This window comes from Nocardioides korecus, assembly GCF_054778395.1.
Map to the genome: position 1 here is coordinate 33,488 of NZ_BAAGZO010000007.1, position 23,551 is coordinate 57,038.

27 protein-coding genes are annotated in these 23,551 nt (G+C 74.3%); 16 read left to right on the forward strand and 11 right to left on the reverse strand.

The genetic code is table 11. The features are described 5' to 3' along the window. Positions 1–81: 81 nt before the first annotated feature. Both ACYVDA_RS14570 and ACYVDA_RS14575 read left to right on the forward strand, forming a co-directional pair. Positions 82–2,202 (forward strand): PAS domain-containing sensor histidine kinase, encoded by a 2,121-nt coding sequence (locus tag ACYVDA_RS14570; RefSeq protein WP_460819125.1) that lies wholly within the window; start codon positions 82–84, stop codon positions 2,200–2,202. Further along, complete coding sequence (locus ACYVDA_RS14575) at positions 2,195–3,073, forward strand: NAD(P)-dependent oxidoreductase (RefSeq protein WP_460819126.1); 879 nt, start codon at positions 2,195–2,197, stop codon at positions 3,071–3,073. Before ACYVDA_RS14570 ends, ACYVDA_RS14575 begins: the two co-directional genes overlap by 8 nt. A 37-nt stretch (positions 3,074–3,110) precedes the next feature. On the opposite strand, the gene ACYVDA_RS14580 is transcribed toward ACYVDA_RS14575, so the two are convergent. Together ACYVDA_RS14580 and ACYVDA_RS14585 are read right to left on the reverse strand one after the other, a co-directional pair. Then, a complete protein-coding gene (locus tag ACYVDA_RS14580) occupies positions 3,111–4,241 on the reverse strand; it encodes a phosphatase PAP2 family protein (RefSeq protein WP_460819127.1) in 1,131 nt (376 codons plus the stop codon). Positions 4,242–4,440: 199 nt separating this feature from the next. Next, positions 4,441–5,256, reverse strand: a complete 816-nt coding sequence (locus ACYVDA_RS14585; protein ID WP_460819128.1) for a PIG-L deacetylase family protein — start codon at positions 5,254–5,256, stop codon at positions 4,441–4,443. On the opposite strand from ACYVDA_RS14585, the gene ACYVDA_RS14590 reads away from it, so the two are divergent. After that, positions 5,246–6,358, forward strand: coding sequence for a lysylphosphatidylglycerol synthase transmembrane domain-containing protein (locus tag ACYVDA_RS14590; RefSeq protein ID WP_460819130.1), 1,113 nt, complete (start codon positions 5,246–5,248; stop codon positions 6,356–6,358). The two genes, ACYVDA_RS14585 and ACYVDA_RS14590, sit on opposite strands and share 11 nt — an antisense overlap. Continuing rightward, positions 6,355–7,509, forward strand: a complete 1,155-nt coding sequence (locus tag ACYVDA_RS14595; RefSeq protein ID WP_460819131.1) for a glycosyltransferase family 4 protein — start codon at positions 6,355–6,357, stop codon at positions 7,507–7,509. Before ACYVDA_RS14590 ends, ACYVDA_RS14595 begins: the two co-directional genes overlap by 4 nt. Before the next feature lie 35 nt (positions 7,510–7,544). Here the strand turns inward: ACYVDA_RS14595 and ACYVDA_RS14600 are convergent, their stop codons facing one another. The 8 genes from ACYVDA_RS14600 to ACYVDA_RS14635 form a co-directional block, all read right to left on the reverse strand. Beyond that, complete coding sequence (locus ACYVDA_RS14600) at positions 7,545–8,180, reverse strand: 3-oxoacid CoA-transferase subunit B (protein ID WP_460819132.1); 636 nt, start codon at positions 8,178–8,180, stop codon at positions 7,545–7,547. Next, positions 8,177–8,869, reverse strand: a complete 693-nt coding sequence (locus tag ACYVDA_RS14605; RefSeq protein ID WP_460819133.1) for a 3-oxoacid CoA-transferase subunit A — start codon at positions 8,867–8,869, stop codon at positions 8,177–8,179. The genes ACYVDA_RS14600 and ACYVDA_RS14605 overlap by 4 nt, the downstream gene beginning before the upstream one ends. After that, positions 8,866–10,056: a thiolase family protein gene (locus ACYVDA_RS14610; protein WP_460819134.1), complete on the reverse strand. Its 1,191-nt coding sequence runs from the start codon at positions 10,054–10,056 to the stop codon at positions 8,866–8,868. The genes ACYVDA_RS14605 and ACYVDA_RS14610 overlap by 4 nt, the downstream gene beginning before the upstream one ends. Beyond that, a complete protein-coding gene (gene pcaDC / locus ACYVDA_RS14615) occupies positions 10,053–11,285 on the reverse strand; it encodes a bifunctional 3-oxoadipate enol-lactonase/4-carboxymuconolactone decarboxylase PcaDC (RefSeq protein WP_460819136.1) in 1,233 nt (410 codons plus the stop codon). Before pcaDC ends, ACYVDA_RS14610 begins: the two co-directional genes overlap by 4 nt. Further along, positions 11,282–12,544, reverse strand: coding sequence for a lyase family protein (locus tag ACYVDA_RS14620; RefSeq protein WP_460819137.1), 1,263 nt, complete (start codon positions 12,542–12,544; stop codon positions 11,282–11,284). Before ACYVDA_RS14620 ends, pcaDC begins: the two co-directional genes overlap by 4 nt. 40 nt (positions 12,545–12,584) lie before the next feature. Next, positions 12,585–13,139, reverse strand: a complete 555-nt coding sequence (pcaG, locus tag ACYVDA_RS14625) for a protocatechuate 3,4-dioxygenase subunit alpha (RefSeq protein WP_460819138.1) — start codon at positions 13,137–13,139, stop codon at positions 12,585–12,587. Positions 13,140–13,149: 10 nt separating this feature from the next. Beyond that, on the reverse strand, positions 13,150–13,932 hold the full coding sequence (pcaH, locus tag ACYVDA_RS14630) for a protocatechuate 3,4-dioxygenase subunit beta (protein WP_460819139.1): 783 nt from the start codon (positions 13,930–13,932) through the stop codon (positions 13,150–13,152). An 81-nt stretch (positions 13,933–14,013) separates the two neighbouring features. Further along, on the reverse strand, positions 14,014–14,601 hold the full coding sequence (locus tag ACYVDA_RS14635) for an LOG family protein (RefSeq protein WP_460819140.1): 588 nt from the start codon (positions 14,599–14,601) through the stop codon (positions 14,014–14,016). Positions 14,602–14,755: 154 nt separating this feature from the next. Between ACYVDA_RS14635 and ACYVDA_RS14640 the strand changes: the two genes are divergently transcribed. From ACYVDA_RS14640 to ftsR, 10 genes are all read left to right on the forward strand, one after another. Beyond that, positions 14,756–15,517, forward strand: a complete 762-nt coding sequence (locus ACYVDA_RS14640) for an IclR family transcriptional regulator (RefSeq protein WP_460819141.1) — start codon at positions 14,756–14,758, stop codon at positions 15,515–15,517. A 63-nt stretch (positions 15,518–15,580) separates the two neighbouring features. After that, on the forward strand, positions 15,581–16,780 hold the full coding sequence (locus tag ACYVDA_RS14645) for a 4-hydroxybenzoate 3-monooxygenase (protein WP_460819142.1): 1,200 nt from the start codon (positions 15,581–15,583) through the stop codon (positions 16,778–16,780). Positions 16,781–16,984: 204 nt separating this feature from the next. Beyond that, positions 16,985–17,149 carry a hypothetical protein gene (locus ACYVDA_RS14650; RefSeq protein ID WP_460819144.1) on the forward strand — a complete coding sequence of 55 codons (165 nt, stop codon included), beginning with the start codon at positions 16,985–16,987 and terminating at the stop codon, positions 17,147–17,149. A gap of 48 nt (positions 17,150–17,197) precedes the next feature. Further along, positions 17,198–17,890, forward strand: a complete 693-nt coding sequence (locus ACYVDA_RS14655) for a CDP-alcohol phosphatidyltransferase family protein (protein WP_460819145.1) — start codon at positions 17,198–17,200, stop codon at positions 17,888–17,890. Next, positions 17,883–18,848 carry a DUF881 domain-containing protein gene (locus ACYVDA_RS14660; protein ID WP_460819146.1) on the forward strand — a complete coding sequence of 322 codons (966 nt, stop codon included), beginning with the start codon at positions 17,883–17,885 and terminating at the stop codon, positions 18,846–18,848. The genes ACYVDA_RS14655 and ACYVDA_RS14660 overlap by 8 nt, the downstream gene beginning before the upstream one ends. Then, positions 18,845–19,177, forward strand: coding sequence for a small basic family protein (locus ACYVDA_RS14665; protein ID WP_460819147.1), 333 nt, complete (start codon positions 18,845–18,847; stop codon positions 19,175–19,177). Before ACYVDA_RS14660 ends, ACYVDA_RS14665 begins: the two co-directional genes overlap by 4 nt. After that, positions 19,174–19,962: a DUF881 domain-containing protein gene (locus ACYVDA_RS14670; RefSeq protein ID WP_460819148.1), complete on the forward strand. Its 789-nt coding sequence runs from the start codon at positions 19,174–19,176 to the stop codon at positions 19,960–19,962. The genes ACYVDA_RS14665 and ACYVDA_RS14670 overlap by 4 nt, the downstream gene beginning before the upstream one ends. Before the next feature lie 75 nt (positions 19,963–20,037). Continuing rightward, positions 20,038–20,421: a glycine cleavage system protein GcvH gene (gcvH, locus tag ACYVDA_RS14675; protein ID WP_460819150.1), complete on the forward strand. Its 384-nt coding sequence runs from the start codon at positions 20,038–20,040 to the stop codon at positions 20,419–20,421. Between the two features lie 169 nt (positions 20,422–20,590). Continuing rightward, positions 20,591–21,151: an FHA domain-containing protein gene (locus ACYVDA_RS14680; RefSeq protein ID WP_460819151.1), complete on the forward strand. Its 561-nt coding sequence runs from the start codon at positions 20,591–20,593 to the stop codon at positions 21,149–21,151. A gap of 4 nt (positions 21,152–21,155) precedes the next feature. Then, complete coding sequence (gene ftsR, locus ACYVDA_RS14685; RefSeq protein ID WP_460819152.1) at positions 21,156–21,890, forward strand: transcriptional regulator FtsR; 735 nt, start codon at positions 21,156–21,158, stop codon at positions 21,888–21,890. A gap of 28 nt (positions 21,891–21,918) precedes the next feature. Here ftsR and ACYVDA_RS14690 read toward each other — a convergent pair whose 3' ends face one another. Further along, a complete protein-coding gene (locus ACYVDA_RS14690) occupies positions 21,919–22,245 on the reverse strand; it encodes a DMT family transporter (RefSeq protein WP_460819153.1) in 327 nt (108 codons plus the stop codon). Between the two features lie 99 nt (positions 22,246–22,344). On the opposite strand from ACYVDA_RS14690, the gene ACYVDA_RS14695 reads away from it, so the two are divergent. After that, the gene (locus ACYVDA_RS14695) at positions 22,345–22,935 is read left to right on the forward strand and encodes a TetR/AcrR family transcriptional regulator (protein WP_460819154.1); all 591 of its coding nucleotides are present in this window, start codon (positions 22,345–22,347) and stop codon (positions 22,933–22,935) included. Positions 22,936–22,944: 9 nt separating this feature from the next. Next, positions 22,945–23,418 carry a bifunctional nuclease family protein gene (locus tag ACYVDA_RS14700; RefSeq protein ID WP_460819156.1) on the forward strand — a complete coding sequence of 158 codons (474 nt, stop codon included), beginning with the start codon at positions 22,945–22,947 and terminating at the stop codon, positions 23,416–23,418. The last annotated feature ends 133 nt before the right edge of the window (positions 23,419–23,551 follow it).

The window sequence follows — 23,551 nt, forward strand, 5'->3', positions numbered from 1 at the left end:
TGGCGACGCCGACGTCCGCGGACGGTACGGTGGTCGTTCGGTGCACGGGGTCCGGGTCCCGGGCCGGGCCTGGGGGGTGCGATGGCGCGGTGGCGGGTCCTGCGCGCTGCGGCGCCGCGCCCGGTCGCCGTCCTGGTGGTCCTGGTCGTCGTCGTCGGGATCGCGTTCTCGCTGAGCACCGTGCCCGGCGTCCGGTCCCGCCCGACGTTCTGGGTGCCCGTCGACGGCTGGCTCCAGGGCGCCGGCTACGTGCTGATGTCGCTGCTGGCCCTGGCGCGCCCGGTGCTGGTGCGCGAGCACCGCGGGATCTGGTCGCTGGTGGCGGTCGCGGTCACCGCCCGCACGATCGGCTACCTGCTCTACTTCAGCGTGGTGCGGCTCCAGCAGCCCCAGCCGTACCCCTCGGTCTCGGACCCGTTCTGGGCCCTGGCCTCGCTCCTGCTGCTCGTGGCCCTGGCCGAGCGGGCCCGCCGCCGGGGCCGCCACCTGCCGCGCCTGCTCGTCCTGGACGGCGTCGTCGCCGCCCTGACCGTGGCGGCCCTCGGGCTGGTGCTGCTCCGCCCGACCCTGCTCACGCTGACCGCCCCCGGGGTGCCCGAGCGCGCGCTGGTGGTCAACCTGGCCTACCCGATCCTCGACGTGATGGCGCTGGTGCTGATCGCGGGACTGTTCGCGACCGGCTTCCGTCCCCGGCACTCCGAGGTCCTGGTGATGGCGGGCGTGGGGATCTTCGCGGTCGTCGAGTCGGTCTACCTCTACGAGCTCGCGGCCGGCACGTTCCGCCCCGGGACCTACCTCTCGGCGCTGTCCTACGTGGGCACGGCGCTGCTCGCGCTGGGCGCGTGGGTCGCCAACGCGCCGCCGCCCGCGCGGGTCCCGCCCGCGCGGTCCGAGCTCGCCCCCCGCCCACCGCTGCTGGTGCCGGTGAGCCTGTCGGTGGTCTGCCTGCTCACCCTGATCGTGGTGCCCTACACCTCCGCCGGGCTGGGCCCGCTGGCCGTGGTGCTGCTGGTGGGGTCGGTGCTGGTGATGATCGTCCGCGGTCTGCTGACCGTCACCGTGGACCGCTCCGACGCCGAGCGGGTGATCGCCTCGCGCACCGAGGAGGCCATGCGCTTCCAGGCCCTGGTCGAGGCGTCCAAGGACTTCATCGCCCTGGCCCACCTGGACGGCCAGGTGTTCTACGTCAACCCGGCGGGCCGTGACCTGGTCGGCCTGCCCCTCGACCTCGACGTCTCGACGACCTCGATCGTCGACTACCTGACCCCGGAGGGGATCGAGGCGTCCCTGGTCGAGGAGCAGCCCGCGGTCACGGCCGTCGGGCACTGGGAGGGGGAGTCGACCCTGCGCGACCGCCGCGGGGGCCCGCCGATCCCGGTGGCCATCGCCAGCTTCCTGGTCCGGGACCTGGAGACCGGTGAGCCGTTCGCGCTGGCCACGGTGCAGCGCGACGTCACCGAGCGCCACGAGAACGAGCAGGCGCTGCGCGAGCTCGCCGACCAGCGGCGCGACCTGCTGGAGCGACTGGTGGAGGCCCAGGAGGACGAGCGTCACCGGATCGCGGCCGACGTGCACGACGACTCCGTCCAGGCCCTGGCCGCGGTCGAGCTGAGGCTGGGCCTGCTGCGACGCCAGCTCGACGAGGCCGACCCGGCGCTGCAGGAGGCGGTGGGCAAGGCCCACCGCTCGGTCACCGAGGCGACCGCCCGGCTGCGCCACCTGCTCTTCGACCTGGAGTCGCCCGCGCTGCGGGCCGACCTGGCCACGGCGCTGGCCGAGGCGGCCGACTTCGTGCTCGAGGACACCGGCGTGCGTTGGTCGCTGCTCGGCGACCGGTCCGTCGACCTCCCGCAGGCGGTGCGGGTCACGGCGTACCGCGTGGCGAAGGAGGCCCTGACCAACGTGCGCAAGCACGCCGGCGCGCGGCAGGTCGAGATCCGGTTGGCGCGCGTCGAGGGCGGGGTGGAGGTCGTGGTCGCCGACGACGGACAGGGGGTCGGGCCCGGCGCCGACGTCGAGCGACCCGGTCACCTGGGCCTGTCGGGCATGCGCGACCGGGCCTCGGTGGCCGGCGGACGGGTCGAGGTGGGGCCGAGGCCCGAGGGGGGTACGACGGTGCGGCTGTGGTTGCCCTACGGGTCGCCCGCTAGCGTCGAGGAGCACCCCGACGCCACCCCCCGAGAGGACACCCCCCGTGACTGACGCCCCGACCGCCCCTGGTTCTCCGAGCCCCGTCGTCGCCCTGCTGGGCACCGGCACGATGGGCGCCGGCATGGCCCGCAACATCGCCGCCGCCGGGCTCGACCTGCGCGTGTGGAACCGCAGCGCCGAGAAGGCCCAGCCGCTGGCCGACGTCGCCACGGTCGCCGGCTCCGTCGCCGAGGCCGTCGAGGGCGCCGACGTCGTCCTGACCATGCTGTACGACGCCGACAGCGTCGCCGAGACCCTCGAGCAGGCCCGCGGTCACCTGGGCACCGACACCGTCTGGCTCCAGCAAAGCACCGTCGGCGTCGAGGGCAGCGACCGCCTCGTGGCCCTGGCCGACGACCTCGGCGTCGTGCTGGTCGACGCCCCCGTGCTCGGCACCCGCAAGCCGGCCGAGGACGGCGCGCTGGTCGTGCTCGCCTCCGGGCCGGAGTCCGCCCGGGCGCTCGTCGACCCGGTCCTCGAGGCCGTCGGCAGCCGCACCATGTGGGTGGGGGAGGCCGGCGCGGGCAGCCGGTTGAAGCTGGCCTGCAACGCCTGGGTCGTGACCGTGGTCGAGGGCATCGCCGACTCCCTGGCGCTGGCCCGCGAGCTCGGCCTGGACCCCGCCCTGTTCCTCGAGGCGGTGCAGGGTGGCGCGATGGACGCGCCGTACGTGCAGCTCAAGGGCAAGGCGATGCTGGCCGGCGAGTTCGAGCCGTCCTTCGCGCTGTCCGGGGCCCTCAAGGACACCGAGCTGATCCTGGCCGCGGCCGCCTCCGCCGGCCTCGAGCTCGGTCCGATGTCCGGGATCCGCGAGCACCTCAAGCGGGCCGAGGACGCCGGGCACGGTGACCAGGACCTCTCGGCGACCTACCGGGAGCACTGAGCGGGAGCCCCCCGAGACCGGTGGGACCGGGGTCCCCTCAGGGCCGAGCGCCCTCGGGGGCCTCGGTCACCGCCGGGCCCGAGCGGCCCGAGCGGTCCGGGCGCCCCGGGCGTCGACCGGTGGGGAAGTAGATCATCCGGGTGCCGAGGAAGACGCTCAGCCAGCCGATCGCCAGCCCGGCGACGTCGTCGACGAAGAAGTGCCAGCCCAGGTAGACGGTCGCCACGACCACGCCGGCCAGGTAGACGGCCATGGCCCGGCTCAGCCGCCGCAAGCCGTACCACCGGGCCATCAGCAGCACCACGGTCGTCACCCCGACGTGCAGGCTGGCGAAGGCCGAGATCTGCGCGAAGGCGTCGTGAGCGGCGGGGTCGGCCAGCAGGTGCGCGCGCTGGGCCAGGTAGCGGGCCTGGGTGTCCTGGATCATCGTGTGGGGCAGCCCGGCGAACTCCTGCGGCGCCGAGTGGAACGGACCCAGGGTGGGGATCAGGTAGTAGCTGCCGACCCCGAGCACCCAGATCCACAGACCCGAGGCGATCGCGGCGTAGCCGTCGCGCAGGCGGGGGGCGAACACCAGGGCGGCCACCGTGGCGATCATCACGATCGTGGAGAACGACTCGTAGACGACCATCAGCACGTAGTGGGCCACCCCCTGGCCGAGGAGGTCGTGGAGCAGGACAGCCGGGCTGTGGCCGAGGAACAGCCAACGGTCCCAGCGCAGCAGCATCGCGTCCTCGGGGGCGCGCAGGACGTCCCAGCTCTTCAGGTTGTGGTAGCTGAAGTAGACGAGGTGGTAGCCCAGCAGGGCCAGGACCGTGAGCAGCAGCCGCCGGCCGGTCCAGCGCTCGCGCCAGGCCCGGGCGGTCGCGGCGCGCGAGAGGCCGGCACGCCCGTCGCGCCGGGCCACCCGCCAGGCGGCCTCGATCGCGGAGAGCGGGACCAGGAGCCCCAGGGAGATCGCGATGCGAGAGACGAAGATCGACCCGCGGGGGTCGCGGGGCGGGATGCCGACGTGGGCCGACCAGGTCAGCATGACGGCACCGAAGACCACCACCACCGACCAGAACGGGACCAGGTAGCCCAGGCCCCCGAGCCTCCCGCGTCCCGTGGAGGGAGCCGCGCCCTCGGGATCGCCGGACCCGTGCCGGGTCAGCTCGGAGGTCGTCACACCGAGCAGCCTAAGCGCCGCGGGCTCCCCGCCCGACCCAGCCCCGACCCGCCCCCGGTCCGGCCCGGCGCCGACCGCGTGCCCGGCGCGGGACACGTCATCTTCTGTTCAGCCGGGATCGCCATCATGGTGAGGTGGGACAGACGTGAGGGTGGGACCGCAGCCGGTGACGCCCCGGAGGACGGGCTCAGCGACGGGCTCAGCGCGCCGAGGCGAACACGTCGTCCAGCAGGCGGGGCCCGGGCGTGCGTCCGACCTCGCGGAACCACTCGCGTCCCAGGACCGTGCCGAGCAGCGGGGCCGGCAGCCTCAGCAGCAGCGACACCGTCCGCACGCCGGTGCCTCCCGTGGTCTGGGAGTGGTGCGCGGCCAGCGCGGCGCGCTTGGCGCCCAGGTGGGCCCGCACGTCGACCCGGTGGGTGAGCTCCTCGCGCGGGAGGTACGCCGAGGCGAACCCGTCCTGCGGCACCAGACCCCGAGCACCCGGCACCCGGCGCAGCAGCGCCCCGGCCCGTCGCAGCAGCGTCCGGTCGACGGTGGCCTCGAGCACCACGGGCGTGCCGGCCAGCCGGGCCGCGAGCGCACCGACCCGGTGGACCTGCACGTGGTCGGGGTGGCCGTAGCCGCCACGGGGGTCGTAGGTGGTCAGCACGTCGGCCCGCTCCTCGCGCAGGATCGCGGCCAGGCGCTCGGCCGGACCGTCGGGCCCCGCCGGGTCCAGGGTGGCGAAACCGCCCGCTTCCGGGGCGCCCACGGCCGATCCGGAGTCGGCGTACCCCAGGACCTCCCAGCGGGCGCAGCCCAGCGATCGCGCAGACTGGTCCAGTTCGGCCAGGCGTCGTGCAGCGAGATCGGCCCCCGGTTGCCTAGTCTCGTCGGAGAGGCCGGCCTCGCCCGCCGTCGCGGTCACCAGCACCACCCGGTGTCCCTCGGCAGCGGCCCGGGCCAGCGTCCCCCCGGTCAGCAGGGCCTCGTCGTCAGGATGTGCGTGGAAGGAGACCAGCGTGAGCGACACGCCCGCAGTGTGGCACGGCCTGCGTCGTGAGCTCAGCGGCCGTCGTGCCGTCCGGATGCTGCTCTCCCTCGCCCTCGCCGTCGCCCTGATCGTCGTGGTGCTGCCGCGCGTGGTCAGCGCCACGTTCGGTGACGTCCTGACCTCGCTGCGGCTCGTCACGCTGCCCGAGAGCATCGGCCTCACCGTGCTGTGGGCCGTGGGGCTGCTGACCTACAGCGTGGTCCTGGTCGCGGCGCTGCGCGGGCTGTCGCACCGGCGCGCCCTGACCCTGAACCTGACCGGGAGCGCGGTGTCCAACGTGCTGCCCTTCGGCGGCGCGGCCGGGGTCTCGCTGAACTTCGTGATGATCCGGTCGTGGGGCTTCTCCGCCCAGGAGTTCTCCGCCTTCGCGGTGGTCACCAACGTCTGGGGCATCCTGTCCAAGCTCGCGCTGCCGGCGGTCGCGCTGGTCGCGCTGGTCGTCACCGGGGGACCCGTCGACGCCACCCTGCGGTGGTCGGCGCTGGGGGCGGCCGGGGTGCTCGTGCTGGTGCTCGCGCTGTGCGCCGGCGTGCTGGCGCGCGACGACGTCGCCCACCGGGTCGTGCCGCCGCTGGCCCGCCTGTTCGCGGCCGGGTCGCGCCTGGTGCGCCGACCGGCCGACGCCGACGTGGTCACCGGTCACCTGATGGAGTTCCGCGACCGCGTGGTCGAGGTGGTGGGGAACCGCTGGGCCCAGCTCACGCTCGGCCAGATCGGCTACTCCGTGCTGCAGGCCGTGCTGCTGTGGGCCTGCCTCCAGGCGGTCGGGGCCGACCTGTCCCCGGTCATCGTCCTCGCGGCGTACGCCGTGGACCGGGTGCTCTCGATGGTCGTCCTGACCCCCGGCGGCACCGGGTTCGCCGAGGCGGGCTCCGCGGCCGCGCTGGTCGCCCTCGGTGGCGCGCCGGCGGCGACCGCGGCCGCCGTGCTGCTCTACCGCGGCTTCACCTTCGCCCTGGAGATCCCCGTCGGCGGGATCTGGACGGCGGCCTGGTTCTGGCGCCGTCGACGCGCCCAGCGCGCGGCGGGCGTCACCGAGCCCGCACCCACGTCCGAGCTCGAGGAGGTGCCGGGCCGATGAGGCTGCTGCACGTGACCGACGTCTACCGCCCCCGCCTGGGCGGCATCGAGATGTTCGTCGAGGAGCTGGCCGAGCGCCAGGCGCTGGCGGGCCACGACGTCACCGTCCTGAGCCTGGCCACCGACGGCGCGGTCCCCGGCGTGGAGACCACGGCCGGAGGCGTGCGGATCGTGCGCGCACCCTCACGGGCGCCCTGGCCGATGCCGTTCCTGCCCGCCGGCGACGGGGTCGACCTGACCTCCTTCGACCGGGTCCACGCCCACCTCTCGGTGGTCTCGCCGTTCAGCACCCGGGTCACCCAGGCGGCGAGCCGGCGCGGCGTCCCGGTGATCCTGACCGTGCACTCGATGTGGGACGGCCGCGAGGGCTGGGTGCGCACCGTGGGGCTGATCGCCGGGTGGGCGCGCTGGCCCGCGACCTGGACGGCCGTCAGCTCCGCCGCCGCCGCGACCATGCGCGAGGTGCTCGGCCACGACACCCCGGTCCTGGTGGTGCCCAACGGCGTCGAGGTCGACTGGTGGCGCGACTCCGGGCCCCTGACCGGCCCGGTCGACGACGCGTCGCGCCCGGTGACCGTGGTCTCGGTGATGCGCCTGGCCGGGCGCAAGCGCCCGCTGCAGCTGCTCGACGCGATGGCCGAGGCCCGCCTGGCGGTGCCCCGCGACGTCGCGCTGCGCCTGCTCGTGATCGGCACCGGCCCCCTGGAGGAGCGCCTGCGCGAGCGCGTCCGGGCGCTGGGGATCGGCGACTGGGTGGAGCTGGCCGGCGCCCGCACCCGGGCGGAGATCCGCGAGGCATACCGGCACGCCGACGTCTACGCCGCCCCCTGCCTGCAGGAGTCCTTCGGGCTCGCCGCGCTCGAGGCCCGCGCCACCGGCCTCCCGGTCGTCGCGATGACCCACGGGGGCGTGGGGGAGTTCGTCCGCGACGGCGTCGAGGGCCTGCTGTGCGAGGACGACGACGCCCTGGCGCGCGACCTGGCCCGGCTGGTCGGCGACCACGCCCTGCGCCGCTCGCTCACCGAGCACAACCGGCGGCACGCCCCGACCCACGACTGGGCGCGCACGCTGGCCGGCTTCGAGGACGCCTACGCGCACGCCGGCGCCGGGGTGGCGCGCTCCCGCACCTCGCCGGCCTCCCGGCTGTCCTAGTCGAGCAGGTCGGTCGAGCAGGCCCGTCGAGCAGGTCAGTCGAGCAGGGCCAGGCCGGTGCGCTCGCGCAGCTCGTCGGGCGAGGCGCCGTACGCCGCCCGGATCCGCAGCCCGTCGGGGGTCACCTCGAAGACGCCGTGGTCGGTGTAGACCCGGCTCACGCAGGCCACCCCCGTGAGCGGGTAGGTGCACTCCGGCACGAGCTTGGAGGAGCCGTCGCGGGCGAAGAGCGTCATCATCACGAAGACGTCCTTGGCCCCGATCGCCAGGTCCATCGCGCCGCCGACGGCGGGGATCGCGTCGGGCTCGCCGGTGTGCCAGTTGGCCAGGTCGCCGCGCACCGAGACCTGGAAGGCGCCCAGGACGCACACGTCGAGGTGGCCGCCGCGCATCATGGCGAAGGAGTCGGCGTGGTGGAAGTACGACGCCCCGGGCGTCTCCACGACCGGGATCTTGCCGGCGTTGATCAGGTCGGGGTCCACCTCGTCCTCGCGAGCCGCGCGGCCCATCCCGAGCATGCCGTTCTCGGTGTGCAGGACCACCCCCCGCTCGAGGTCGAGGTGGTCGGCCACCAGCGTGGGCTGGCCAATGCCGAGGTTGACGAAGGCACCCGTGGGGATGTCGTCGGCGATCAGCTTGGCGATCTGGTCCTTGGTCAGGGTCGCGCTCATGCGCCCGCCTCCGTGCCGTGGGGGTCGACCCGCACGACGCGGTCGACGTAGATGCCGGGGGTCACGACGTGCTCGGGGTCCAGGCCGCCGGTGTCGACGACCTCGCCCACCTGCACGATCGTGGTGGTGGCCGCGGTGGCCATGACGGGCCCGAAGTTGCGGGCGGTCTTGCGGTAGACCAGGTTGCCCACCCGGTCGGCGACGTGGGCCTTGACCAGGGCGAGGTCGCCGCGGATGGGCAGCTCGAGGACGTAGTCGCGTCCCTCGAAGGTGCGCTGCTCCTTGCCCTCGGCCAGCGGCGTGCCCACGCCCGTGGGGGTGAAGAACGCCCCGATCCCCGCCCCGGCCGCGCGCAGGCGCTCGGCCAGGTTGCCCTGCGGGACGACCTCCAGCTCGATGCGCCCGCTGCGGTAGAGGTCGTCGAAGACCCAGGAGTCGCTCTGGCGCGGGAAGGAGCAGATGATCTTGCGCACCCGACCGGCGGCCAGGAGGGCGGCGAGGCCGGTGTCGCCGTTGCCGGCGTTGTTGTTGACCACGGTGAGGTCACCCGCCCCCTGCCGCAGCAGCGCGTCGATGAGCTCCACCGGCTGCCCGGCCGGACCGAAGCCGCCGATCAGCACGGTCGAGCCGTCGGGGACGTCGGCGACGGCGGCGTCCGCGGCGTCGGGACCCTCGAGGACGTCGGTCACGCGGTGCCCTCCAGGACGACGGCGAGGCCCTGGCCGACGCCGATGCAGATCGCGGCCACGCCCCAGCGGTGCCCGCCCTCGCGCATCACCTTGGCCAGGGTGCCGAGCACCCGGCCGCCCGAGGCACCCAGGGGGTGCCCGATCGCGATGGCGCCGCCCCGGGTGTTGACGATCTCGGGGTCGAGACCCGAGCGCCCCCACGCGTCCAGGCAGGCCAGCGACTGCACGGCGAAGGCCTCGTTGAGCTCGACCGCGCCGACGTCGCCCCAGCCGATGCCGGCCCGCTCCAGCGCCTTCTCGGCGGCCGCGACCGGCGCGTAGCCGAAGCGCTGGGGCTCCAGGGCGTGGGCGGCTCGGCCGGCCACCCGGGCCAGGGGGTCCCGGCCCAGGCGCGAGCCGGCCGCCTCGGAGCCGAGCAGCACCGCCGAGGCCCCGTCGGAGAGCGGCGAGGCGTTGCCCGCGGTGATCGTGCCGTCCGTGCGGAAGGAGGGCTTGAGGCCGCTCAGGGAGTCGGTCGTGGCGGTGGGGCGGATCCCCTCGTCCCGGGACAGGCCGCTGCCCTCGACGGTGACGGTGAGGTCGTCGTAGAAGCCGTCCTCCCAGGCCCGGTGGGCGAGGGTGTGGGAGCGCACGGCGAACTCGTCCTGGCGCTCCCGGCCGATCCCGAACTCCTCGCTGAGCTGCTCGTTGGCCTCGCCGAGCGACACCGTCCACTCCGGCGGCATGGCCGGGTTGACCAGGCGCCAGCCGAGCGCGGTCGAGACGGCCTCGAGGTTGCCCGCGGGGAACGCGCGGCTGGGCTTGGGCAGCACCCACGGCGCCCGGGTCATCGACTCCACGCCGCCGGTCAGGACCAGGTCGGCGTCGCCGGTCTCGATCTGGCGCGAGCCGATCATGGCGGCGTCCAGCGAGGACCCGCACAGCCGGTTCACCGTGGCGCCGGGGACGGTCGTGCCGAGGTCGGCCAGCAGCGCGGCCATCCGCGCGACGTTGCGGTTCTCCTCCCCGGCTCCGTTGGCGTTGCCGAGCAGCACCTCGTCGAGGGTCTCGGGGTCCAGGCCGGTGCGCTCGCGCACGGCCCGCAGCACGGTGGCGGCGAGGTCGTCGGGACGGGTGGCGGCGTACGCCCCACCGAAGCGGCCGAACGGGGTGCGGACGGCGTCGTAGACGAACGCGGGGGTGCTCACGAGGTGGCTCCTGACTGGTCGGCGGTCGGGTCGGGGGTGTCCTGCAGGGCCTGCTGGGCGATCCGGAAGGCGGTGTTGGCGTCGGGCACCCCGCAGTAGATCGCACTCTGCAGGATGACCTCCTTGATCTCCTCGACGCTCAGCCCGTTGGTGCGGGCCGCGCGCACGTGCATGGCCAGCTCCTCGTGGTGGCCGCGGGCGATCAGGGCGGTCAGGGTGATCATCGAGCGGCTGCGCCGGTCCAGGCCGGGCCGGGTCCAGATGCCGCCCCAGGCGTAGGTGGTGATGAACTCCTGGAACTCCCGGGTCAGGTCGGTGGCGCCGGCGGTGGCGCGGTCGACGTGGGCGTCGCCGAGCACCTCGCGGCGTACCACCATCCCGGCGGCGTACGACGGGGAGGGGGCGGTCGTCTCCGCCGGCGGGGCCTCGCCGAGCACGTGCTCGCGCAGCAGCCGGGCGACCGTCGCGGGGGCCTCGGCCGGGGCCAGGTGCCCGACGCCGGGCAGCTCGACGTAGCGGCCCGACGGGACGCCGTCGGCGATCTCGCGCAGCGTGGCCGGCGGCGTGGCGGCGTCGGTCTCGCCGGCGACGGCGAGCACCGGGGCGGTGACCTCGCCGAGGCGGTCGCGCACGTCGAAGCCGGCCAGCGCCCGGCAGACCTGGGCGTAGCCGAGGTCGTCGGCGTCCGACAGCGCGTGCAGCAGCGGTGAGGCGACCTCGGGGTGGGCCTCGAGGAACCCGGGGGCGAACCAGCGCTCCGCCGAGCCGGCCACCATCACGGGCGTGCCGGAGGCGCCGACCTGGTCGACGCGGCCCTGCCACATGTCCGGGTCGCCGATCTTGGCGCCGGTGCAGAGCAGGATGGCGTCGGTGACCCGGTCGGGGTGGTCCAGGAGCAGCTGGAGCCCGACCGCGCCCCCGACGGAGTCGCCGGCGTAGGCGAACGGCCCGCCGCGCTGCTCACGCTGCTCGAGCACGTCGTCGACGGTGCGCAGCACGCCCTCGGCCAGCTCGGCCATGGTGAAGCCGTCGGCCGGCACGGCGTGGTTGTGGCCGTGGCCGGGCAGGTCCCAGGCGACCACGTCGAAGACGTCGCTGAGCCCGCGCGCGCAGGTGGCCCACAGCGTGGCCGCCGAGGTCCCCAGCGAGGGACCGAGCACCAGCAGCGGCATCTCGGCGCGGTGGGCGGCGCCGGTCATCCGGGTGGCGGTGATGGACGGGACGGTCACGAGTCCTCCTGCTGCGCCCCGGCACGGGCCAGGACGCGGTCGATCAGCGCGCCGGTGGCGCCGAGGTAGTGGGTCGGGTCGAAGTCGGGCTCGGACGACGTGGCGGAGTCCTGCTCGACCACGGCGCGGATGCTGCGCTGCTCGGCGAGCAGGGCCGAGGTGCGCGAGCGCACGACGCCGGCCATCGCGCCGGTGTCGACGTGCAGGCCTTCGAGCAGCTCTGCCACCTGGTCGCCGGCGACCAGGGTGCGGCGCGACAGCGTGGCCAGGGTGGACCACTCGGTGTGCCAGGCGCCGTCGGGGCGCTCGTCGACCGCGCCGGCCGCGGCCAGGTGCAGCTGGGCCGCGAGCGCGGGAGCGGTGGCCGCCGCGCGGCGCACGAGCACCGAGAGCACCGGGTTGGACTTCTGCGGCATGGTCGAGGACCCGCCGCGCCCCTCGACGGCCGGCTCGGCCAGCTCGGCGATCTCGGGGCGGGCCAGCACGAGCACGTCGCCGGCGAGGTGGCCCCAGGCGTCGTGGGCGCGGACCAGCGCGTCGGCGTACGCCGTCACGGGGGTGCGGACGGTGTGCCAGGGGACCGCCGGCTCGAGGTCGAGGCGCCGGGCGACGTCGTCGACCAGGGCCACGGTGGCGGCCGGGTCGGTCGCGTCCGTGGTCAGCGCGACGAGCTCCACGACGGCGGAGAGCGTCCCGGCCGCACCGCCGACCTGGGCCGGGAACCGCAGGGCCGCGACGGCGTCGCGCGCGTCGAGGACCCCCTGGAGCCAGTGGGCGGCCTTGAGCCCGAAGGTGATCGGGACGGCGTGCTGGGTCAGGGTGCGCCCGGCCATGACGTCGTCGCGGTGGCGGTGCACCAGCGCCACGAGGGCGGCGACCTGGCGGTCCAGCGTCGCCGTCAGCGTGGCGGCGGTGTCGCGGGCGCAGAGCACGAGGGCGGTGTCGAGGACGTCCTGGCTGGTCAGGCCCCGGTGGAGCCACCGGGCGGCGTCGGCGTGGCGGTCCCGCAGGCGCGCACGCAGCAGCGTCAGCAGCGGCACCACCGGGTTGCCGGAGGCCTCCGCTTCGGCGGCCAGCGGCGCGAGGTCGCGAGCGGTCACGAGCCGGTCCAGGTCGTGGCGCGCCGACGCCGGCGCGACCCCGGCGTCGACCAGCCCGGCGAGCCAGGCCGCCTCCACCCGCACCATCGCCCGCGCCACGGACTCGTCGGTGAAGTGCCGTCCCGCCCGGTCGTCACCGGGCCAGAGCAGCGCGCTCACGGGCGGCTCCCCGTGCGGGCGCTGCCCGGTTCGGGCCGGCTCATGCGCGTCCGTGGTCGAGGAAGACCGTCTCGCCCTCGCCCTGGAGGCGCACGTCGAAGCGGTAGCCCTGCTCGTCGGCGACCGCGACCAGGGTGGCGCGGCGGTCGGCGGCGAGGCCGGCCAGGAGCGGGTCGGTCTCCAGCGCCGGGTCGCCCGGCAGGTAGGCCCGGGTCAGCAGGCGGTCCAGCAGCCCCCGCGCGAACACGGTCACCGCGAAGAACGGCGCCCGACCGGGCTCGGTGGCACCGGGGCGCAGGGTCGTGAACGAGTAGTGGCCGAGCGGGTCCACCGCGGCGCGGCCGAACCCGGTGAACGTCCACCCGTCGCGACGCAGCGACCCCTCGGCCCGCGGCACCGTCCCGGTGGGGTCGGTCTGCCAGATCTCGACCAGCGCGTCCGGCACGGGGTCGCCGGCGCCGTCGAGCACGGTGCCGTGCAGCCGGACCGCGTCGGCGTGGCCGGGCGGGACCAGCTCGGCGTCACCGGCGTACGGCAGGGCGTAGCCGTAGAACGGGCCGATGGTCTGCCCGGGCGTGGGAGGGAGGTGGCTCATGCGGTCTGCCTCAGTCCTGGTCGTGGTCGTCGTCGAGGGGCGTGCGGCCGCTGCCGGTCAGGACGATGTCCCAGCGGTAGCCGGTGGCCCACTCGGCCTGCGTCAGGTCGTGGTCGTACGCCGCCACGAGGCGCTCGCGGGCGGCCGGGTCGACGATGGACTGGAAGATCGGGTCGAGCCCGAAGAGGGGGTCGCCGGGGAAGTACATCTGGGTGATCAGCCGCTGGGTGAACGCGTGGCCGAACAGCGAGAAGTGGATGTGGGCCGGCCGCCACGCGTTGTAGTGGTTCTTCCACGGGTAGGGACCCGGCTTGATCGTGGTGAACCGGTAGCCGCCGTCGGCGTCGGTGAGCACGCGCCCGACGCCGGTGAAGTGCGGGTCCAGGGGAGCGGGGTGCTGGTCGCGCTGGTGCAGGTAGCGGCCCGCCGCGTTGGCCTGCCAGATCTCGACCAGCTGGTGGCGCACCGGGCGCCCGTCGCCGTCGAGCACGCGGCCGGCCACGACGATGCGCTCGCCGACCGGCTCCCCGGAGTGCTGGATGGTGAGGTCGGACTCCGCGGCCCCGACGTCGTGGTGGCCGAAGACCGGCGCCAGCAGCTCGACCTGCTCGGGGTCGGCCTGGTGCAGGTCCTTGGTGGGGTGGCGCAGGGCGCTGCTGCGGTACGGCGCGTAGTCGAGCCGCACGCGGTCCTCGGGGACGCCCGCCGCCTCGAACGCGGTGCGGGCCGCGGCGATCTCGGCGTCGATGTCGGCCTGGCTGGCCAAGGCGGGGGGAGACGTGGTGGAGGTCACGCGCCGAACGTACGGGGTGCTCGCCCCGCCGGCACCCCTCGCATTTCACTCACCGGAACCGGCCCGGTTCGGCACGTCTGGTCACGGCGCGGTGCGCTTCAGGGTCGGCACGACCTCCAGGCGCTCGCGCAGCCCCTCCAGCGCGGCGTCGAGGTCGTCCGCCACGACGACGTCGTCGAGGACCTCGCGGCGGATGAACCCGGCCTCGACCAGCCCGTCGAGCGCCGCGAGCAGGGGCGTCCACACCCCACCGAGGTCGAGGAACGCCACCGGGTCGTCGTTGAAGCCGATCGAGCGCCAGCTCCACACCTCGATCACCTCCTCCAGCGTGCCGAGCCCGCCGGGCAGGCAGAGGAAGGCGTCGGCCAGGTCGGCCATCCGGGCCTTGCGCTCGTGCATGGTGTCCACGACGTGCAGCGCCGTCAGGTCCTCGCGCCCCCACTCGAGCTCGACCATCGCCCGCGGGATCACCCCGACCACCTCGCCGCCGGCGTCCAGCGCGCCTTGGGAGACCTCGTGCATCAGCCCGAAGCCGCCCCCGCCGTACACCAGACCGATGCCGCGCTCGGCCAGCCCGCGACCCACGTCGCGCACCGCCCCCGCCAGCGCCGGGTCGTGCCCCGGGCTCGACCCGCAGAAGACGGCCACCCGCCGGATCTCTCGACTCACCCGGCTGAGTCTAGGAAGCGCGAGGCGCGCTCGGGCCCCGGCGGTCGGGCAGGGCCCCGACGACCCCGCTCCCGGGCGGGAGGGACGGTCCCTGGACGGGCGTTCCAGCCAGTGGAACCATGGGCCGGTGGCAGGTGGCAGCAGGACGGCGGGGGTGTCGGTGACGAGCCGCGCGCTGGCGCTGCTGGGCGCCTTCGACACGCGGCACCGCCGCTTGTCCCTCAGCGACCTGGCCGCGCGGGCGGAGATGCCGGTGCCGACCGCCCACCGGCTGGTGGGGGAGCTGGTGGCGTGGGGGGCGCTGAGCCGCACGCAGTCGGGGGAGTACGTCGTGGGCCGGCGGCTCTGGGACCTCGGGTTGCTCGCGCCCGTGCAGACCGGCCTGCGCCAGCTGGCGTCGCCGTACCTGCACGACCTGTACGGCGCCACCCTGGCCACGGTCCACCTCGCCGTGCGCGACGGCCTCCAGGTGCTGTACGTCGACCGCCTGTCGGGCCACGCGAGCGTCCCCGTGGTCAGCACGATCGGGTCCCGCCTGCCCCTGCACGCGACCGGGGTCGGGAAGGTGCTGCTGGCCCACGCGCCCTCGGCGGTGCAGGACGAGGTGCTCGCCCACCTGACGCGGATCACGCCGTACACCGTCGCCCAGCCCGGCGTGCTGCGGCGCCAGCTGCGACGCGTGCTGGCCGAGGACCACGCCACCACCACCGAGGAGATGAGCCTGGGCGCCTGCTCGGTCGGGGTGCCGATCCGCTCGGGCGGCCCGGGCAGCGACGTCGTGGCGGCGCTCGGGGTGGTGGTGCCGAGCCTGCGCCGCGACCAGGACAAGCTGGTCGCGGCGACCCAGGTCGCGGCCCGCGGGATCGGGCGCGCCCTGGCCGACCGGGCGCGCACCGAGGTCGCCTCCGCGGACTGACCGGTTCTGCTGGACAGAACCCGTGCCTGGGGGACGGCACGTGCTGCCGGTCACACTGCGGCCATGGTGACCTCGACCCGGACCAGCTCGCGCACCACTGTCGGCATCGTCGGCGGTGGCCCCGCCGGGCTGATGCTGTCCCACCTGCTCGCGCTCTGCGACATCGACTCGGTGGTGGTCGACGTGCGCACCCACCGCGAGATCGAGGAGACCGTGCGCGCGGGCATCCTCGAGCACGACAGCGTGCGGCTGCTGGTCGACACCGGTGTCTCGGACCGCGTGCTGCGCGAGGGCTACCGCCACGAGGGCATCGAGCTGGCCTTCGCCGGCGCCGGGCACCGCATCGACTTCCAGGCCCTGGTCGGCGCCGCCGCCCAGCTCTACCCGCAGACCGACGTCTTCCTCGACCTCGCGGCCGCCCGCGAGCGCGACGGCGGCGACGTCCGCTTCGGGGTGGGGGAGGTGGCGGTCCACGACCTCACCGGTGACCAGCCCCGCCTCACCTTCACCGAGGCCGACGGGACGCACGTGGAGGTGCGGTGCGACTACCTGGTGGGTGCCGACGGTTCCCGGGGGATCTGCCGCTCGTCGTTCCCCGAGGCCGTGCGCCGGCAGTTCTTCCGGGAGTACCCCTTCGCCTGGTTCGGCATCCTGTGCGAGGCCCCGCCCAGCGCCCCCGAGCTGATCTACAGCCACTCCGAGCGCGGCTTCGCGCTGATCAGCCAGCGCACCGACACCCTGCAGCGGATGTACTTCCAGTGCGACCCGGGCGAGGACGTCGCCGACTGGAGCGACGACCGGATCTGGGAGGAGCTCCAGACCCGCGTGGGCGCCAACGGCTACACGTTGAAGGAGGGGCCGATCACCTCGCGCAGCGTGCTGCCGTTCCGCAGCTTCGTCCAGGAGCCGATGCGTCACGGCAACCTGCTGCTCGCGGGCGACGCGGCCCACACCGTGCCGCCCACGGGCGCCAAGGGCCTCAACCTCGCGCTGGCCGACGTGCGCGTCCTGGCCGAGGAGCTCGAGCGGGCCGTGCGGGCCGGCGACGGCGCGACACTGGACGCCTACGAGCAGCGCGCCCTGGACCGGGTCTGGAAGGCCCAGCACTTCTCCTACTGGATGACCACGATGCTGCACCGGGCCGAGGGCGCCTCCGCGTTCGACGTACGCCGGCAGCAGGGTGAGCTCGCGCTGGTGACCTCCTCGACCGCCGGCTCGACCTACCTGGCCGAGGCCTACACGGGGTGGCCCGCCCGGGGATGACCCGACCCGGCACCGCCACGGCCCCGACCCGGCACCGCCACGGCACGACCCGCGGTCGAGGTGTCCACCGGAGTAGACCACCGAGCCCCGGACACGCCCGTGCGACTCACATTTGGTAGTCCGTTCGGGCTATTCTCGGCGTGTTGGGTGTCTGGACAAAGCGGACACGGCGTCTCATGGGGGGACGAGATCAAAGGGAGAATCATGATCGCCACCGAAGCCGCTCTCTACGGCTCCTCCACCACCACGTACCCCACGTCCGGGTCCTCGGGCCCCCGCGTCACCACGCTGCAGGTCTGCAGCTGCGGCCAGGAGGTCGGCGGCCTGCGACGCGAGCACTGCCCGCGGTGCGGCTGCTGCCTGACCTGAGGTCCAGCGCCAGTAGGGTGACCCCGACGACCCCGAGGAGGGACATCGGTGGCCCCGCAGGACGCAGCACCACGCACCACCGCGGTGTGGACGGTGCCCAACCTCATCAGCATGGCGAGGCTGGCCGGCGTCCCCCTGTTCCTCTGGCTGGTGATCGGCCCGAAGGCCGACGTCTGGGCCCTCGTCGTCCTGATGGTCGCGGGCTTCAGCGACTGGCTCGACGGCTACCTCGCGCGGCGCCTCGACCAGACCTCGCGACTGGGCGAGATCCTCGACCCCGTCGCCGACCGCCTCTACATCCTGGCCGCCGTCGTCGGCCTCCTCTACCGCGACATCATCCCGTGGTGGGTGGCGATCGCGCTGCCCCTGCGCGACGCGTTCCTGTGGTGCCTGGTGCCCTTCCTGCGCACGCGCGGCTACTCCGCGCTGCCGGTGCACTACCTCGGCAAGGCCGCCACCGCGGCTCTCCTCTACGCCTTCCCGCTGCTCTTCCTCGGTGACGGCGACGGCACCACCGCGACCGTGGCACGCGTCGTCGGCTGGGCCTTCGCGATCTGGGGCATCGGCCTCTACTGGTGGGCCGGGCTGCTGTACGCCTGGCAGGTGCGGATCCTGATGACCACCCAGGCCCGGCGCACGCCGCGGGGCGAGCGGGCCGCGCGACCCGCCGACACCCCGCAGCCCGCCACGCGTCCCGACCCGGCCGGCCGGGCGGACCGGGCGGACCGGGCCGATGCCTGAGGGGCGCCCCGGCCCCACGCCGGGGGACCGGCCGATCCCGCAGCGGCTGCCCCCGCACGCGACCACCGGACTGCTGGAGTACCTCTCCTCCCACGCCGTCGACGAGGACTACGCCTTCGTGTCGTCGCGGCGCGCCGAGCGCGCCCCGCAGGACCCGGCGGGCCAGGAGCGCCGGCCGGGCCGCGACCGCTCGCGCCGGATCGGGCCGTGGGGCGCCGTGGCCGTCGCCGCGTTCGTCGCCCTGCTGGTCGTCGCGGGGCTGCAGACCCAGCGCGGCTCGACCGACGACCGCGCCGAGCGCCGTCAGCTGGCCCGACAGGTGGCCGCCGCACGCGCCCAGCTCGCCTCCGACCGCGCCCGGGTCGCGGCACTGCGCCAGGAGACCGCGCAGATCCAGCGCGACCAGCTCAGCAGCGACTCCTCCTCCGCCGGTCTGCGGCGCACCCTGACGCGCCTGCGCACCCTCACCGGCACGGTGGCGGTGACCGGGCCCGGCGTCGTCGTGGTCGCCGACAACGCCCCGGGGGCGACCAGCTCGCGCAACGAGGTCCTCGACAGCGACCTGCAGAAGCTGGTCAACGGGTTCTGGGAGGCCGGTGCGGAGGCGATCGCCGTCGACGGCCAGCGGCTGACCACGCTGTGCACCATCCGCCTGGCCGGGGGCGCGATCACCGTCAACGCCCACTCGCTGCGCCGGCCCTACGTCGTGACCGTGGTGGGGGACCGCAACACGCTGCCCGCGCGGTTCGCGGAAACCTCCAGCGGTCAGGCATGGTTGGACCTCCAGCGCCAGGTCGGTCTGCGACTCACGATCACCGCGCAGGACCGGGTCTCGCTGCCCGGGCTCGCGGTCTCCCTCCGCTACGCGCGGCAGGCCCCGGCCGGTGCCACGTCCAGCAGGTCCAGCAGTCCCGGCAGCACCCCGTCCCGTCAGCCGTCCTCAGGAGGAACCCCGTGATCGCGGTGCTCGGACTCGTCGTCGGCGTGGTCCTCGGTCTCTGGCTCACCCCGGACGTGCCGCTGCCGCTCGAGCCCTACCTCCCGATCGCGGTCGTCGCGGCGCTCGACGCCGTGTTCGGCGCCTTCCGCGCGTTCCTCGACGGCATCTTCGATGACAAGGTCTTCGTGATCTCGTTCATCAGCAACGTCCTGGTCGCCGCCCTGGTGGTCTTCCTCGGCGACAAGCTCGGCGTCGGGGCCCAGCTCTCCACGGGCGTCGTGGTCGTGCTCGGCATCCGGATCTTCTCCAACGTGGCCGCCATCCGTCGCCACCTCTTCCACGCATGAGCACCCCCGACCCGCCCGACGTACCCGACACCCCGGCCCCGCGGCCGGGCACCCCGACGGGTCCCACGACCGGGCTCGAGCGACTCCGTCACTCCCTGCTGCGACCCAGCCGCGGCCAGGCGGTGGTGGCCGTGCTCGTCGGCGTGCTGGCCTTCGCCGCGGTCACCCAGGCGCGGCTCACCGGCAAGGACGACTCGTACGCCGCGCTGCGACCCGCCGAGCTGATCCAGACCCTCAACGGCCTCCAGGCCGCCTCGCGCACCGCCGAGCGCGACGTCGCCGACCTCGAGACCACGCGCTCCCGCCTCCAGAACAGCAGCCAGAGCCGCGCGGCGGCGCTGGAGCAGGCCCGCAAGGAGCTCTCCACCCTCGGTGTCCTCGCCGGCACCGTGCCGGCCACCGGTCCGGGCATCCGGATCACCGTGCAGGACCCCCGCGGCCAGCTCAGCCTCAACCACCTCCTCGACGGCATCGAGGAGCTGCGCAACGCCGGCGTCGAGGCGATCGAGATCAACGACCGCGTGCGCGTGGTGGCCCAGACCTCCTTCGAGGACGCCCGCGGCGGGATCAGCGTCGACGGCACGCTGCTGAAGGCGCCGTACGTCATCGACGCCATCGGCGACCCGGCCACCCTCACCGGCGCCCTGAACTTCTCCGGGGGCTTCGACGACGACGTCTCCGCCGACGGTGGCTCGGTCTCGGTGTCGAAGCCCCGCAAGGTCACGGTCAGCGTCACCGTGACCCCGGCCGCGCCCCGCTACGCCCGGTCCGTCCCCGGGCAGTAGCCTGCTGCGGCGGTGCCGGCCAGCCGGCGCCGCGTCCGGGCGCCGGGAGGGCGCCCCCACCCCACGAGGAGCGGCATGTTCCCTGAAGACCTGAAGTACACCTCCGAGCACGAGTGGCTGCGGGACCCCGGTCAGGCCGAGGGCTCCGTCCGCGTCGGCATCACGGAGTTCGCCCAGGACGCCCTCGGCGACATCGTGTTCGTCCAGCTGCCCGAGATCGGCGACACCGTCGCCGCCGGGGCCGTCGTCGGCGAGCTGGAGTCGACCAAGTCCGTCAGCGAGATCTACGCCCCCGTCGGCGGCGAGGTCGTCGCCCGCAACGAGGCTCTCGACGCCACCCCCGAGCTGGTCAACTCCGACCCGTACGGCGACGGCTGGCTCTTCGAGATCAAGGCCGACGGCTCGGGCTCCGCTGACCTGCTCGACCCGGCCGACTACCAGGCCGGCCTGGAGTCCTGAGCGTCTCCTGTGAGACCGCTCGCCGGTGTCACACGGGACCGTGCCGCGCTGGTAGCGTGACCCCACAACCCTGACCCTCAACCTGAGGGTTCAGGGTCGGTAGGTCTCCGGGTGGCCGACGCCACCCGGTCCGACCGTGCAGGACCCCCCACGAGGACTGGAGAACCCGATGCCCTATTGCTCGCAGTGCGGCAGCCAGAACTCCGACAACGCGCGGTTCTGCTCCCAGTGCGGCACGCCGCTGGCCGCGGGCGCCCAGCGCCCCGGCGGCCAGGCAGGCCCCGCCGGTCAGCCCGGCTCCACGCCGGCGCCCAACGACGCCACGGCCACGATCACCTTCGGGGGACCGGTCAAGGCCGACGGCGGCGAGGACAAGACGGGGCTCAACGACTCCGACGCCGCCGCCGTGGACGCCCTGCCCTCCGGCAGCGCGCTCCTGGTGGTCCAGCGCGGCCCGGGTGCCGGCAGCCGCTACCTGCTCGACCAGGACCTCTCGACCGTGGGTCGCCACCCCGAGAGCGACATCTTCCTCGACGACATCACGGTCTCGCGCCGCCACGTCGAGTTCCGCCGCGAGGGCCGGTCCTTCCGGGTCCACGACGTGGGCAGCCTCAACGGCACCTACGTCAACGGCGACCGGGTCGACGACGTCGAGCTGGCCGGTGGCGACGAGGTCCGGATCGGCAAGTTCCGACTCCGCTTCTTCAGCAGCGACGCGAAGGGCAACTGAGCCGATGGCCCAGTCGGCCGCGAGGGTCGGGCGGATCACCATCGGGCAGGCGGTCGCCGACCTCAAGGCGGAGTTCCCGGACGTCGACATCAAGGAGTCGAAGATCCGGCACCTCGAGAACGAGGGTCTGGTCGAGCCCGAGCGCACCCCGTCGGGCTACCGCAAGTACTCCACCGACGACATGGAGAAGCTGCGCTACATCATCCGGGCGCAGCGCGAGCAGTACCTCCCGCTCAAGGTCATCAAGGAGCACCTCGAGGCCCTCGACCGCGGTCTGGAGGTCCCCGCGACCCAGGGCGCGCCCAGCATCCCCGGCGCGGCGCTGGTCAACCCGGCCCCCGGGGTCGAGCAGCTGCTCAGCGGCCACTCCGACGTGCGGATCTCCCGGCGCGAGCTGGTCAAGACCGCCGGCATCGACGACGAGCTGCTGGTGCAGCTGGAGAACTACGGTCTGGTGCGCACGCGCACCGGCTCCCAGCACTACGACGGTGACGCCCTCGTGGTGGCCAAGGTCGCCGGCGAGCTGTCGGCGTACGGCATCGAGCCGCGGCACCTGCGCCAGTTCAAGACCGCCGCCGACCGCGAGGTCGGCCTGGTCGAGCAGGTCGTCTCGCCGATCCGCCGCAGCCGCGAGGACGGCGCCGAGGGGCGCGCGGCCCAGACGATGGACGAGATGGCCGTGCTCTCGGTGCGTCTGCACGCCGCCCTGGTCAAGACCGGCCTGCGCTCCCTGCGCTGATCTGGCGCCCGACCGGCGTACGGCTCCTTCAGTGGGCGCCGTTGAGGTTGAGCATCACGACGCCGGCGATGATCAGGGTGAGCGCGGTGACCTTGGTCAGGTCCCAGGTCTCGCCCAGGACCAGCACGCCGATGACCGCGATCGCGGCCGTGCCCACCCCGGCCCAGATGGCGTAGGCCACCGAGACCGGCATCTGGCGCACCACCAGCGTCAGCAGCCAGATCGAGAACACGTAGCCGCCCAGCACCAGGGCGGTCCACCCGGGGTCGCGGAACCCCAGGGTGCGGGGGAGCGCGGCGGTCGCCCCGACCTCCGCGGTGATCGCCAGCATCAGCAGTCCGAGCCCCAGGCCCATGACGTTCCGTCCTTCCCAGCCATGTAGCAGTCGCTACATCCACTAGTGTAGCGACTGCTACGCCCCGTCGGGCGGCCGAACCGGTGCAGGAGGTGTGAGGTGGGCGACCGTCGTGAGGAGCTCGCGCAGGCCGCGACCGACTACGTGCTCGCCCATGGCCTGATCGGGCTGAGCCTGCGGCCGCTCGCCGCCGAGATCGGCACCAGCGACCGGATGCTGCTCTACCACTTCCGCGACAAGGCCGACCTGCTCGCGACCGTCCTGCGCGTCTCCAACGACCGGTCGGTGCGCGGCATCCGCGACCTGCCGTCCTCGCCCGACCAGCGCCAGGCCGTGCTCGACCTCTGGGCGGTGCTCAGCACGCCGGAGCAGGCCCGGTGCCTGCGCCTCTACGTCGAGGCCGCGGCGCTCGGGGTGCTCGGTGCCGAGCCGTACGCCTCGGTGGTCGCGGCCGCCAACGAGGTCTGGCTGCAGGCGCTGACCGGCCACCTGGTGGGCTCGGGGCTCGAGCCCGGGCCGGCCCGGCGGGCGGCGCGCCTGGTCGAGGCGACCTTCATGGGTCTCCAGCTCGACGAGCCGCTCGAGGACCCCGACGACGTGCGCCGCAGTGTGTCCGACCTGGCCGACGCCGTCGCCGTGCTGTGGGGACCCCGGAGCGGCGGCGGCGAGGGCGTGGACCCACGTGGGTAGGCTGACCGGGTGCGCGAGGTCGAGGTCGTCGGAGTCAGGGTTGAGATGCCGTCCAACCAGCCCATCGTGCTGCTGCGCGAGGCGGCGGGGGAGCGCTACCTGCCGATCTGGATCGGTGCCGTCGAGGCCACCGCGATCGCCTTCGCCCAGCAGGGCGTCGTGCCGCCGCGGCCGCTGACCCACGACCTCCTCAAGGAGGTGCTCACCGCGACCGGCAACGAGGTCTCGGAGATCCGGATCACCGAGATGAAGGACAACGTCTTCTACGCCCTGCTCGTGCTCGCCTCCGGGGTCGAGATCAGCGCCCGGCCCTCGGACTCGATCGCCCTGGCGCTGCGCACCGGGTCGCGGATCGTGTGCTCCGAGCAGCTCCTGGACGACGCCGGCATCCTGGTCCCCGACGAGCAGGAGGACGAGGTGGAGAAGTTCCGCGAGTTCCTCGACCACGTCTCCCCCGAGGACTTCGACAAGGGTCAGGCCTGAGGCTCGACCCTCAACCCTGACCTTCAAGTTCAACGTGAAGGTTGTCCGCGACACGCCGCGCACATCTTTGCCAACCTTCAGGTCGAGGTCTAGGTTTCGAGATGTCTTCGCTGTAACTCCAAGGCTGGCATTC

Bases quoted from the DNA above. Each gene is read 5' to 3' on its own strand.
- ACYVDA_RS14690 (WP_460819153.1), bottom strand. From the start codon at position 22,245: ATGGGCCTGGGGCTCGGACTGCTGATGCTGGCGATCACCGCGGAGGTC.
- ACYVDA_RS14600 (WP_460819132.1), bottom strand. From the start codon at position 8,180: ATGAGCGCGACCCTGACCAAGGACCAGATCGCCAAGCTGATCGCCGAC.
- ACYVDA_RS14595 (WP_460819131.1), top strand. From the start codon at position 6,355: ATGAGGCTGCTGCACGTGACCGACGTCTACCGCCCCCGCCTGGGCGGC.
- ACYVDA_RS14660 (WP_460819146.1), top strand. From the start codon at position 17,883: ATGCCTGAGGGGCGCCCCGGCCCCACGCCGGGGGACCGGCCGATCCCG.
- ACYVDA_RS14650 (WP_460819144.1), top strand. From the start codon at position 16,985: ATGATCGCCACCGAAGCCGCTCTCTACGGCTCCTCCACCACCACGTAC.
- ftsR (WP_460819152.1), top strand. From the start codon at position 21,156: ATGGCCCAGTCGGCCGCGAGGGTCGGGCGGATCACCATCGGGCAGGCG.
- ACYVDA_RS14570 (WP_460819125.1), top strand. From the start codon at position 82: ATGGCGCGGTGGCGGGTCCTGCGCGCTGCGGCGCCGCGCCCGGTCGCC.
- ACYVDA_RS14680 (WP_460819151.1), top strand. From the start codon at position 20,591: ATGCCCTATTGCTCGCAGTGCGGCAGCCAGAACTCCGACAACGCGCGG.
- ACYVDA_RS14670 (WP_460819148.1), top strand. From the start codon at position 19,174: ATGAGCACCCCCGACCCGCCCGACGTACCCGACACCCCGGCCCCGCGG.
- gcvH (WP_460819150.1), top strand. From the start codon at position 20,038: ATGTTCCCTGAAGACCTGAAGTACACCTCCGAGCACGAGTGGCTGCGG.
- ACYVDA_RS14645 (WP_460819142.1), top strand. From the start codon at position 15,581: ATGGTGACCTCGACCCGGACCAGCTCGCGCACCACTGTCGGCATCGTC.
- pcaG (WP_460819138.1), bottom strand. From the start codon at position 13,139: ATGAGCCACCTCCCTCCCACGCCCGGGCAGACCATCGGCCCGTTCTAC.